Annotated in this window: 11 protein-coding genes; 6 read left to right on the top strand and 5 right to left on the bottom strand. The window is 63.7% G+C overall.

Features of this window, described 5'->3' with window-relative positions; translation table 11 throughout:
- Window positions 1–124 precede the first annotated feature (124 nt).
- From pyrE to AAFP05_RS01485, 3 genes are read left to right on the top strand one after another with little or no spacing between them, the layout of a single operon-like run.
- Window positions 125–664, top strand: coding sequence for an orotate phosphoribosyltransferase (gene pyrE, locus AAFP05_RS01475; RefSeq protein WP_341728077.1), 540 nt, complete (start codon window positions 125–127; stop codon window positions 662–664).
- Window positions 665–682: 18 nt separating this feature from the next.
- Window positions 683–1,345, top strand: a complete 663-nt coding sequence (locus tag AAFP05_RS01480; RefSeq protein ID WP_341728078.1) for a TrmH family RNA methyltransferase — start codon at window positions 683–685, stop codon at window positions 1,343–1,345.
- Window positions 1,342–2,499, top strand: a complete 1,158-nt coding sequence (locus tag AAFP05_RS01485; RefSeq protein ID WP_341728079.1) for an aminotransferase class I/II-fold pyridoxal phosphate-dependent enzyme — start codon at window positions 1,342–1,344, stop codon at window positions 2,497–2,499. The genes AAFP05_RS01480 and AAFP05_RS01485 overlap by 4 nt, the downstream gene beginning before the upstream one ends.
- Before the next feature lie 26 nt (window positions 2,500–2,525).
- On the opposite strand, the gene AAFP05_RS01490 is transcribed toward AAFP05_RS01485, so the two are convergent.
- A complete protein-coding gene (locus AAFP05_RS01490; protein WP_341728080.1) occupies window positions 2,526–3,161 on the bottom strand; it encodes a hypothetical protein in 636 nt (211 codons plus the stop codon).
- 133 nt (window positions 3,162–3,294) lie between these two features.
- Here AAFP05_RS01490 and AAFP05_RS01495 point away from each other — a divergent pair, with 133 nt between their 5' ends.
- The 3 genes from AAFP05_RS01495 (at window position 3,295) to fbaA (ending at window position 6,133) form a co-directional block, all read left to right on the top strand.
- The gene (locus AAFP05_RS01495; protein ID WP_341728081.1) at window positions 3,295–4,344 is read left to right on the top strand and encodes a D-2-hydroxyacid dehydrogenase; all 1,050 of its coding nucleotides are present in this window, start codon (window positions 3,295–3,297) and stop codon (window positions 4,342–4,344) included.
- A gap of 34 nt (window positions 4,345–4,378) precedes the next feature.
- Window positions 4,379–5,002, top strand: a complete 624-nt coding sequence (locus tag AAFP05_RS01500) for a hypothetical protein (RefSeq protein WP_341728082.1) — start codon at window positions 4,379–4,381, stop codon at window positions 5,000–5,002.
- A gap of 108 nt (window positions 5,003–5,110) precedes the next feature.
- Window positions 5,111–6,133: a class II fructose-bisphosphate aldolase gene (gene fbaA / locus AAFP05_RS01505; protein ID WP_341728083.1), complete on the top strand. Its 1,023-nt coding sequence runs from the start codon at window positions 5,111–5,113 to the stop codon at window positions 6,131–6,133.
- A gap of 113 nt (window positions 6,134–6,246) precedes the next feature.
- Here the strand turns inward: fbaA and AAFP05_RS01510 are convergent, their stop codons facing one another.
- The 4 genes from AAFP05_RS01510 to AAFP05_RS01525 all read right to left on the bottom strand — a co-directional run bounded on the left by AAFP05_RS01510 (window position 6,247) and on the right by AAFP05_RS01525 (window position 11,963).
- Window positions 6,247–7,239 (bottom strand): carbohydrate kinase, encoded by a 993-nt coding sequence (locus AAFP05_RS01510; protein ID WP_341728084.1) that lies wholly within the window; start codon window positions 7,237–7,239, stop codon window positions 6,247–6,249.
- A 24-nt stretch (window positions 7,240–7,263) separates the two neighbouring features.
- Complete coding sequence (locus AAFP05_RS01515; RefSeq protein ID WP_341728085.1) at window positions 7,264–8,670, bottom strand: sugar porter family MFS transporter; 1,407 nt, start codon at window positions 8,668–8,670, stop codon at window positions 7,264–7,266.
- Between the two features lie 349 nt (window positions 8,671–9,019).
- Window positions 9,020–10,291 (bottom strand): MFS transporter, encoded by a 1,272-nt coding sequence (locus AAFP05_RS01520; RefSeq protein WP_341728086.1) that lies wholly within the window; start codon window positions 10,289–10,291, stop codon window positions 9,020–9,022.
- A gap of 4 nt (window positions 10,292–10,295) precedes the next feature.
- Complete coding sequence (locus tag AAFP05_RS01525) at window positions 10,296–11,963, bottom strand: family 43 glycosylhydrolase (RefSeq protein ID WP_341728087.1); 1,668 nt, start codon at window positions 11,961–11,963, stop codon at window positions 10,296–10,298.
- Between the last annotated feature and the right edge of the window lie 58 nt (window positions 11,964–12,021).

Genomic DNA, 12,021 nt, shown 5'->3' on the forward strand with positions numbered 1-12,021 from the left:
GGGGGGGCGCTGTGCCCATAACCAGGTCTATCCTAACGGCGGGCTTCCCCCCCCCTGTCGCGTCGCGGGTGGGGCGGGGGGGGGGTGGCGGCACCACCCGCCCCCAGGCCGATAGGCTGTGATCATGAGCGACCGTGAGAGACTACGCGAACTGATCAACGAACTGGCCGTCGTCCGGGGCCGGGTGACGTTGGCTTCGGGGCGTGAGGCCGACTACTACGTCGACGTTCGCAGGGTGACTCTCGACGGCGAGGCCGCCCCGCTGGTCGGCCGGATCATGCGCGAACTGGTCGCCGATTGGGAGTTCGAAGCCGCCGGCGGCCTGACGATGGGCGCAGATCCGGTAGCCATCGCCATGTTGCACGCGGCCGCCGGAGCGGGCGAGCGTTTGGACGCCTTCGTCGTCCGCAAGGACGCCAAGACGCACGGCCTGCAGAAGCGCATCGAGGGACCCGATGTCGCGGGCCGTAAGGTGTTGGTCGTCGAGGACACCTCGACCACCGGCGGATCGGCGTTGCAGGCCGTTGCCGCGTTACGCGAGGCGGGCGCTGAGGTCGTCGGCGTCGCGGTGATCGTGGATCGTTCCACCGGCGCGGCACAGGCGATCAACGCCGCCGGGCTCGACTACCGCTACGCCTTCGGGATCAAGGACCTCCAGCTCTGAACCGAGGCCTTCATTCCCATGACCGACGAAGCACCGCCGGACCCCACCAACACCGATGTCGGCGTCGGACCGCATCCCGGGCCTTGGCCCGATGACCCGCGGCTCGACCCCGAACTGCTCGCAGCCGGCGACCGTCGCAATGTCGTCGACCGCTATCGCTACTGGCGGATGGACGCGATCGTTGCCGACCTCGACGCACGTCGGGCGGCGATCCGTCCGGCCCGGCTGCAGGTCGCCATCCAGAACTGGCAGCACGATTTCAACATCGGCTCGATCGTCCGCACCGCCAACGCCTTCAACGTCGAGCTCGTTCACGTCGTCGGCAACCGGCGCTGGAACCGCCGAGGCGCGATGGTCACCGACCGCTATCTGCACGTCGTCCACGAGCCCGACGAGCAGTCACTGGCCGACTACTGCGAGCGGGAGCAGCTGGCGATGATCGGGGTCGACAATCTGCCCGGCTCGGTGCCGCTGGAGTCCATCGGGCTTCCGCAGGCCTGCTGCCTGGTCTTCGGATCGGAGGGTCCCGGACTGACCGATGAGATGGTTTCACGTTGTCAGAAGCTTGTGGCCATCAGCCAGTACGGCTCGACTCGCTCCCTCAATGCGGGTGCTGCCGCCGCGATCGCGATGTATCAATGGTCGCTGAGTCACGCAGCTGCTGCCAGACTGGAACAGTGAGTGAGTTCGCTGAACGTATCGATGCCCTGACCGTCGACGAGCTGGTGGCGGCCGGCAGCCTCAAATGGACGACCTACCCCCACGCCATCGGAGCCTGGATCGCCGAGATGGACTTCGGCATCGTCCCCCAGATCACCGAGCAACTCGGCGAGCTCGTCGTCCGCCAGCAGACCGGGTATGCGCCGATGGCATTGCGCACCGACCTCAAACAGGCCACCGCCGAGTTCGTCGCGGGCCGGTACGGCTGGCAACTCGACTGGCAGCGCGTGCACTGGCTGCCGGACGTATTGACCGGTTTGGCGATCGTGATGACTCACTGGTTGTCGGCCGGCTCACGCATCATCGTGCCGACGCCCTGCTACATGCCGTTCGTCGACATGCCGGCTGCCTTCGGGCATCAGCGCGTTGAGGTTCCCATGGTGCGCGGCGAGAGCGATTGGACGATGGACCTTGATGCCCTCGACCGCGAGTTCGCCGCGGGGGCGAAGCTGCTGGTGCTGTGCAATCCACACAATCCGATCGGCAAGGTCTTCGACCGCGGCGAACTCGAAGCGATCTGCGAGATCGTCGATCGGCACGGCGGTCTGGTCTTCAGCGATGAGATTCACGCTCCGCTGAGCTACCCGGGCGTCCGGCACATTCCGTACGCCAGCATCAACGATGCGGCTGCGGCTCACACCGTCACCGCGATGTCCGCGTCCAAGTCGTTCAACCTGGCCGGGCTGAAATGCGCGCAGCTCATTCTCACGAATGCGGCCCACCAGCGGTTCCTTAGCAGCCAAGGTCACGGCTTACCCTACGAATCGTCGCCGCTGGGCATGGTGGCGAATATCACGGCCTTCCGCCGCGGCACCCCCTGGCTCGCCGAGACCCTCGACTATCTGGACGACAACCGCAGGCTGCTCACCGGGATGCTCGCCGAGCTGATGCCCGCTGTGGGGTACATCGAGCCGGAGGCGTCTTTCCTGGCCTGGCTGGACTGCCGCGGGCTGGGGCTGGCCAACCCTCGCCGGCACTTCCTCGACGCCGGTGTGGCGCTGACCGATGGGGCCGAGTGCGGCGATATCGGACGCCAGCACGTCCGCTTCAACTTCGCGTTGCCGCGGCCGATCCTGCAGCAGGCGATCGAGAAGATGGCAGCCTCATTGGCCTGAACCGCGACCGGGAACACCGCAGGCCGCTACCCGTGGCCCGGCGCGCTGCGCAGATAGACCTGGGCGTTGTTGCCGCCGAAACAGTAACCCAGATCGGGCCCGGCCAGCTGGCAGGTCATCGAGTAGGTCTGACCGGTGGTCGGGCTGTCCACCAGATAGGTGCCGGGCCCGAAGGTCGACCAAACGTTCGACATGACTTCGGCAAACCCGCAGCTGGTCACCTGATTGACAGCCGTCTGGTCGTTGCACAACGACATGGAGTCGGGCGGCCAGGGGATGGCGCCGGTCGTGGAGGGAGTGGCCGTGGTCGGCTTCGGAGTCGTGCCGGTCGCCGAAGGACCGGTTGTCCCGGTTTCTGGCGGCATGGTCACCGTCACCGTGACGGTGGGATCCGATGACGGCTGACTGTTCCCAGTGGCCGAACTGGTTGCAGTAGTCGACGGGGTTGCGGTGATGTCCCTGCCGAACGGGCGGAAGAAGGCGATCATCCCGATGACGACGAACAGCAGCGCGCCGGCCATCGTCGCGATGATGGCGTTGCGGACGAAATCTGGGTCGCGTCCCCGCCCGTCACCGCCCAGCCGGGGCGCACCGCCGGCGACCGGATAGCCGGGCTGCGGCGGCGGACCGGGAGCGAAGCCGGGGCCAGGAGAAAACGTCATACTCCGAAACCTTATCGCCGGTCGTGCCTGGGAGACTTTCCGGCAGCGCCGGTGGGCACGAATCCGGACGCCGCCGAGGGTAAGGACCTTCGCCGAACGGCCGAACCTGGTTGAATAGTCGGCGGAGGCAGAAATGGAACAGTTGCGGGTAGTAATCGCCAAACCACTGGCTGACGAGTACGTTGAACGGTTGAAGCTCGCCGATCCCCGCGTAGCGGTCAGCTACGAACCGGATCTGATGCCGCCGATGCGCTGGCCGTCCGATCATGGTGGTGATCCGAGTTTCAAACGGACGCCCGAACAGCAAGCGCGCTTCAACGAGCTGATCGATAGCGCCGACATTCTCTACAGTTTCCCCAATACCGACTCAGCAGAACTGGCCCGCACCGTACACGCCAACCCCAAGCTGAAGTGGGTACACATCATGGCCGCCGGCGGCGGGTCGGCCGTGAAGGCCGCCAAGCTGACCGATGACGAGCTCAAACGCGTGGTCTTCACCACGTCCGCAGGCGTGCATGCCGGAACGCTCGCCGAATTCGCGCTCTTCGGTGTCTTGGCCGGTGCGAAGGAGCTTCCCCGGCTGCAGGCCGACAAGAAGCGGCACTACTGGCCCACCTCGCGGCGGACGATGGGCATGGTCTCGGACATGACCGTCGTTGTCGTCGGCATGGGCGCCATCGGCCAGGAATGTGCCAAACGCTTGGCCGGGCTGGGCGCCACGGTGATCGGCGTGAACCGGTCAATAAAGCCGGTCGACGCGGTGCAGAAGCTCTATACCTCTGATCAGATCGTCGAGGCGGCGAAGGGCGCGGATGCCCTGGTCAATGCGCTGCCGGGTGCGGTCGGCACCGACAGCCTGATCAGTCGCGAGGTTCTTGAGGCGCTGGCTCCGGGAGCGATCATCGCCAGCGTCGGCCGCGGCCAATGCATCGACGAGGACGCGATGACTCAGCTGCTGAGCTCAGGACACCTCGGTTTCGCCGCGCTCGATGTCACCAAGATCGAACCACTGCCCGCCGACAGTCCGCTGTGGGACCTGCCGAATGTGGTGATCTCGCCCCACACCGCGGCGAACTCCGCCAAGGAGGACTCGCGCATCGTCGATCTGTTCATCGGCAATCTGCGGGCCTTCCTCGATGGCCGCGGGATGCGTAACGTGGTGAATACCGAACTCTTCTACTGACAGTGATGGAGACCGACCCATTGAGAACCCGCCCGTGAGTGCAGCACCTGTCGGCCCCAGATATCCGGTCCCCTCCGAGTATCCGGGCGCCGCTGCCACCCCGCAAGTGTCCCGGCCCCCGACCGAGGCCGGCATGCTGGTCAGCTACTCGCCGGTTGCCATGGCAAAACGAGCTGCGGGCATCCGCAAGAACCTCGACCGTTCGACGGTCGGCGGTGTCATCAGCCTGGTCATTACCGGCGTGATCTACTACTTCGCCCGTCCGGAGACCACCAGCGCCTTCTTCTGGCTGCTGGTGGGCAACGCCGTCTACACGGTGGTGCGGATCATCGTGAAATTCGTGAAGCTCAAGCGGGCTCGCCGGGCGACTGCGCAGGTACCGCTCGGCCCCGCCTTCCAGATCGACGATCAGGGCCTGGTGGCGTCGACGGTTCCCGAGGGGGAGCGAATCGGTTGGGAACAGGTGACCTCGATCGCCGGGGTGAACAAGATGCTGAGCCCCGGGCCGCGGCTGGAGTTTCGTTGGGACGCCGACCGTAGCTGGTCGGTGCCGATCATCGTGCTCGACTCATCGCCGAGCTCTATCGACTCGGCTTTGCGGGCGTTTTCGCTGGGACGTTTTGGTCTGGATCTCAGTTCAGTGGATGACATTTGGTGAGCGCCACACCACCGGCCGCCGGAGTTTGACACAATGGTGACCACGGCAAACGCAGATCCACGAAGACTCGTGGCGAGCGCCGCGAGAACGACAGAAAGAAGTAGATATATGCCTATCGCAACCCCTGACGTCTACCAGGAGATGTTCGCCAAGGCCAAGGCAGGCGGTTACGCTTACCCGGCCATCAACGTCACCTCGTCGCAATCCGTGAATGCTGCTATCCAAGGCTTTGCCGAGGCGGGCTCGGATGGCATCATTCAGGTTTCCACCGGCGGTGCAGAGTATGCCTCCGGCTCGACCGTCAAGGACATGGTCACCGGCGCTGTGGCCCTTGCCGAGTTCGCCCGCGTCGTCGCGAAGAACTACCCGGTCACCATCGCCCTGCACACCGACCACTGTCAGAAGGAGAAGCTCGACAAGTACGTCAATCCGCTGATCGCCATCTCACAGGAGCGCGTCAACCGCGGTGAGGACCCGCTGTTCAACTCCCACATGTGGGACGGCTCTGCGGTGCCGGTCGAGGAGAACCTGCAGATCGCCGAAGAGCTGCTTTCGCGCACCTCGAAGGCCAAGCTGATCCTCGAGATCGAGGTTGGCGCGGTCGGCGGTGAAGAAGACGGCGTCGTCGGCGAGATCAACGACAAGCTGTACACCACGGTGGCCGATGGCATGCGCACTCTTGAGGTGCTCGGCACCGGTGAGCAGGGCAAGTACATCACCGCGCTCACCTTCGGCAACGTGCACGGCGTTTACAAGCCGGGCAACGTGAAGCTGCGTCCCGAGGTACTCAAGGAGATCCAGGACGCCTGTGGCGCCAAGTACGGCATCGACAAGCCCTTCGACCTGGTCTTCCACGGCGGCTCGGGCTCGACCGCTCAGGAGATCGCGGACGCGGTGAGCTTCGGGGTCATCAAGATGAACATCGACACCGACACCCAGTACGCGTTCACTCGTCCGGTCGTCGACTTCATGCTCACGAACTATGAGGGTGTCTTGAAGATCGACGGCGAGGTCGGCAACAAGAAGCAGTACGACCCGCGCGCTTGGGGCAAGGCTGCTGAGGCCGGCATGGCCGCACGCATCGTCGAGGCCTGCCAGCAGCTCGGTTCGGCCGGCACCCACTCGAACTGAGTACCTCGGTAGGCTCCGAAGGGATGAACCTCAGCGGAGTCTGAACACACAAACGATCGGGCCGGCCGCTTGAAAAGGCGTCCGGCCCGATCGTTTGTCTTCTGGGCGATGTTTCAGCGCAGCAGCGGATCTACCGTGAGCACGCGCTCGACCTCGGCTCGGGTCGGTGCATACGCCCCGGATTGGCCGACGGTCAGACCTGAGGTGACCACGGCTCGGTGCAGTGGCGTACGAACCTGGGTCCAATCGGCCGAGCGCAGTCGGCCCTTCGCCTCAGGGCTGCCGACCAGTCCCGCGTCCAGCAGGCCCGAGAGCAAACCTGCCATGAACGAATCGCCGGCACCGACCGTGTCTGCGACGTCGATGTTCAAGGGATCGATCACCAGCATGTCCCGGTCACCCGACAGCAGGGCATAGGCTCCCCAGGGGCCACGGGTGACCACCACCAGACCCGGACCCAGCTTGATCCACTTGCGCATGATCTCCTCGACCGGGGTGTCCTCGCCGTAGAGCCACGCGAGGTCCTCGTCGCTGGCCTTCACGACATCCGACAACCCGACGATCTCCTCAACGCGTCCGATCACCTTCTGGGGCGATTCCATCAGCGCCGGCCGCACATTCGGGTCGTAGCTGACGGTACCCGCGATGGCCATCTTCTTCACTGCGGCCAGCACCTTCGAACCACCCGGATCGAGGGTGGCGGCGAAGCTGCCGGTGTGCAGGTGGGACAGCGAGCCCGGCGGCGGCAGCGTCGGGATGTCCCAGGTGAGATCGAAGTCGTAGGTGGCGCGGCCCAGCTCGTCCAGATGTGCATTGGCGATGGCGGTGTGCTCGGCCTTGTTGCTGCCCGGCACGATGCCCACCGTGTGCGCGGTCGCATGGGCTTCGATGGCATTGCCGCGTTCGTCATTGCCCCACCACGAGGCGATCAAGGCGCTGTGTCCCAGCCCGGTCAGGCCGCAGGCGACGTTGAGCGGACTGCCGCCGACGTGCTCGGCCTGAACCTGCCCGTTGCGGATGATGATGTCGACGAGCGCTTCTCCCAGACACAGCACCGGGGTTTCGGAGCGGGTGGTTGACGCGGGTTCGGTGGGTGAGTTGTTCATGACACTCCTTAAGTCAAGGGCCGGCTATTGCTCGATGCCGAGCTTGTCCGCCATCTCCTCCAGAGGCACTCCCTTGGTCTCCGGCATGATCTTCAGCACCCAGAGCAGCTGACCGCACATGAAGACGAAGAAGATGGCGAAGGCGACGCCGCCACCCAGCATATCGATGACCGGCGGGAACGCGTAGGTGGTCAAGGCGGCGAATGTCCAGTGGGTCAGGCTGCCGAACGATTGTCCGCGACCGCGAACACGGTTGGGGAAGATCTCTGAAATGAAGACCCAGATGACCGAGCCCTGCCCGAAGGCGTGCGCGGCGATGAAGAGCAGCAGACCGACCAGCACCAGGACCGACGAGGTCGAGTTGTAGTGGCCCTGGAACCTGAACATGACGATGGCCAGGAAGCCCAGGCTGATCAGGTATCCGATCGACCCCACGATCATCAGCGAGCGGCGCCCGATGCGATCGATGACGGTGAGCGCGGTCATCGTGGCGATCAGGTTCATGAAGCCCACCGCGACACTCATCAGGTAAGAGGCGTTGTCAGAAGCCCCGGCCTGCTGCATGACGACCGGTGCGTAGTAGAGGATCGCGTTTACGCCGGAGAGCTGATTGAACATCGCGATCGCGAAGGCCATCAGGATCACCTTGCGGTAGCGCTTGGTGAAGAACGGCACCTTGGTGGCGCGGCTCTCGGCGTCCTGGGCGAGCTGAGCGCGAATCTCGGCGATCTGAAGGTCCGACTCCTCCTGGGTGCGGCACAGACTGCGGCTGATCCGGATGCCCTCGTCCTCGCGTCCATGGGCCATCAGCCAGCGTGGTGTCTCCGGCACGGTGAACAGCAGCAGGACGAAGATGATCGCCGGGAAGGCCATCACGCCGAGCATCCAGCGCCAGGCATTCTCCTCGGAGACGATCTGGCGGATGATGAAGTTGCTCAGGTAGGCGAGCAGGATGCCGAGCACGATATTGAACTGGACGAGGCCGACCAGGCGTCCACGCTGGGCGGGCGGTGCGATCTCGGCGGTGTAGATCGGCGCGCAAACACTCGACATGCCGACGCCGATGCCGCCGAGGAAACGGAAGAGCATGAACACGTTGTGCCCGAATGCCGCCTCAGGAGCGAATGCGGTGCCCAGTGCGCCGACGAGGTAGAAACCACCGATGATGAAGAGCATCAGGTGGCGGCCGTACTTGTCGGCGAGTTGCCCTGAGAACATGGCGCCGATGATGGTGCCGATAGTCGCGATCGCGACCGTGAAGCCCAGCCCGCTGGAGGAGAGATCATAGACCCGCTCCAAGGAGGTGGTTGTGCCCGAAATGACTGCGGTATCGAAGCCGAAGATCAGCCCGCCGATTGATGCGACAATCGCACTTCGGATGACCAGCGAGTTGGCTCCCGAACTTTTTTGTGTAACGACGTTATCCGACATTGGGACGTTCCTTGTCTGGGGTGAAGATGCTTACTGCGGTGCGACTCGCCTGTGTCCAGGCCGTGCTACAACGTTGTCGCTAGGAGGGAAACTACGCCCAGAATCGGCCGCGCGGCAAGCGTTCCAGAAAATTTGCGTGAGCCAGGATCGGTGACCGGCGGTTGGCGGGGAATGGTCAGGGATGAGCGACAGTGCGACTACGCCCGCCCGGGGCTTGGCGGGCGGTGGGATCGGCAGAGCCGGCGTCCGGTGCGGTGGAACAGAACGTGCTGCTTTGCCGGCCGGATCCGGTCAGCCAAGCAGCACGATTGTTCATTGGATGGGTTGCCCCGATGGCGGGCCCGCGAGACTATCTGCGGACGCTGCGGATTGCCGCAATCAGCACCCCTCCGATGATTGCAAACACGAAAGACATCAGGAAGATCGAGGAGAACCCGAAGATCCCGATCGCGACAGCTGCCAGTACCGGCGCGATCGCCTGGGTGAGGGTATTGCCGAGGTTATAGACGCCGAGGAAGAATGCGACACGCGACTTGTCCGGGATGACTCTGAGATTCAGATAATTGTCGAGCGAATTCCACAGCCCCATGCCGAGCCCGGCGGAAACACCGTAGACGATGATTCCGCCATTATCCCGGAGGAAGAACATGCCCAAGGCGCCGATTCCAAGGAGCAACGCCGAAAATGCGATCGGCCATTTGAGCAGGTTGAAGCGGTCGGAGAGCGGGCCTGCAAGAAAGCCCATCGCAATCCCGAAGACCAACATGATGGTGTTGATCAGCTGAATGGGGAATGTGGATTCGTCGGTTGTCAGCCCCATGAAATCTGTCATGATATAGAGCAGATACCCCATCACGGCGAAGTTGCCGATGCCCTGGCACAGCTTGCCCATCAGGGCGAGGTAGTAGTCTCTGCCGATCCGCCAGGCGGGGAAGACCGTCTTCAACGATTTCAGGGAGATCCGTTGCTTCGTCGCGGACGAGGCCGAGGTGAACTGTTCGTCCAGGTTCGACGGCTCCCGGACGATGATCGCAGCGATGAGCGTTCCGATGAACGTGATCGATCCGAAGATCGCGAAGCCCAAGCGGAACTGTCCGAGGAGCATCGCGGCCACGATGTTGAAGCCGTTGTTGCCCAGCGCCATACCCAGTCCGCCGTACACCGAAGACGCTGTCGCCTTCTTGCCTTCGGGTGCCATGTCTATCCAGGCGACCATTGGGGCGACGATGAAGTTCAGTGCCACCTGGCCGAAGAGCCATGCGGCGAACAGGATCGGCACGTTGGGTGCCAGTGAAGCGCTGATCATGGCAAGCATGAAGGCGAATCCGCCGATCACCAGCCAGGGTGTTCGTTTGCCCCACCTGGTCTTGGTGCGGTCGGACAGCGCACCGGCGATCATGTTGGAGATGGCTGCGACGATCATGGCGGCGGTGGCGAAGGTGGCCACCAGTTCGATCTTGTGGTCCTCGTCGAGCATCGCGATCATCGCGGGCAGGAAGAGGCTCACTGAGGCGATGTAGGGCCCGAGCCACGATGCCGGGCCGATCACCAGCCCAGGCAGCAGGCGTCGCAACGGAACAACTGCTTGCCTGCCTGCGGTTGATTCTGAGGTGGACTGCATTTCGTTACCTTGCTTCCTGGTTTGTGACGTAATAATGCGCGAAATCCGCGAACGACGTTCGTTGATGCGAGTCGACGGCACCGATGAAGGCGAATAGGCCGGTGAATCCGCCGATTTCGCCCGGTGAGCCGTTGACTCCTTCGTCCGACAGATAGGAGACATCGATTTCGGTCAACAGGGATGACCACCCGGCCGACTCTCCGGTCCGGTAGTAGATATCCGCCCGACCCGATCGGTAGTCGATGTTTAATTCGGTGGTCCCGGCGGGGACTGGGACCTTGTGATGGATGTGTTCGATGCGTTCCCCGTGCCGGGCCTGAAGTACCCCGAGCGCCGTTGATCCGAGTGACTCCGAGTGGTAAAGGCGCGCATATAGCCAGTTATCCGAGTCGTAGTAGAGACCGAGACCCGCGGACTCTGAATAGTGGTGGGGATGAAACTCGATTGCCGTCTTGACGTCGAACTCGAACGATGTCGCGCGGGTTGCCATGATCGAGGGGCTCATCCGCGAGAAGAGCGATTCGCCGCCATGGATCCGCAAATACCCGGGCCGCTCGTGCATCGTGACCCAGGTGGGGTCCTGGCGCCGGTATGGAGTCATGAACCTCGCATCCCAGGTGTCGGTGTCGAAGGTGTCGGTGATATCGAAACCCTGGTACGGTTCCGGCGTGACACCGGCCGGTGCGGGGACGACCAGTTTGGCCAGGTTGGATCCGTCGGCCATCGCGAGCCAGCCGTCGTCGGTCCAGGCGACTTGTTGCAGCGAGGTTTCGCGTCCGAGAGGGTTGAGCGTGGTGCCGGGCAGCGGACGCGACATCAGGTGGGCGACGTACCACTCACCGGCCTCGGTCTCTACCAGTGAACCGTGCCCCGACTTCTGCATCGGCGAATCGGGGTTGAGCATCTGGAATTGCCCGGCATCCGGATCGCCCAGCGAGAAAAGATGCTGAGGTGCTGATGTGATGATCGGCTCGCCCGACGGATGAGGCTCATAGGGTCCGAGGACGTCGCGGGAGCGTCCGATCTCGACCCCGTGGGCATAGCCGGTTCCGCCTGCCGCGATCAGTAGATAGTAGTAGTCATCATGCCGATACAGCTGAGGTGCCTCGGCCGCGCCGCGGGTAGTGAAGCCCTGGGTGACGCGATGCCAGTCGCCGATGATGCCGCCGGCTTCGAGGTCGATCTCGGCCACGACGATGTGACCGGGGTGCCGGTAGCCCTCGCGTGACTCCCATTCGAGAATAGTCGCGTAGTGCCTGCCGTCCTCGTCATGGAAGAGGGCCGGGTCGAAGCCGATCGAGGTCAGGTAGATGGGGTCCGACCACGGTCCCGCGATGTTATCGGCCCAGATGGCGAAGGAGTCGGCGCAGAACTCGCGTCCGGCCATGTTGAGCATGTGAGAATAGGCGATCCAGAAGCGCCCAGTGGGCTCGTCGTACGACAGGTGCGGTGCCCAGATACCGGCAGGTGTGTTCGTGCCTCGCAGATCGAGCGCGGAATTCTCGAGCCCGTAGCCGATCAGGCGCCAGTTGGCCAGGTCGCGGGAATGGAAGAGCTGCACGGCGGGCGTCCAATGGAACGTCGATGTGGCGATGTAGTAGTCACCCCCGACTCGAATGATCGACGGATCGGGGGCCATGCCCGGAATGACCGGGTTCGTGATCTGTGCCATCAGGTCCTCACTGAACTGTGACGAAACGATTTCGGTAGTTTCGACAGTGAGTCTAGCC

The organism is Brooklawnia sp., assembly GCF_032229645.1.
Lineage (GTDB): Bacteria > Actinomycetota > Actinomycetes > Propionibacteriales > Propionibacteriaceae > Brooklawnia.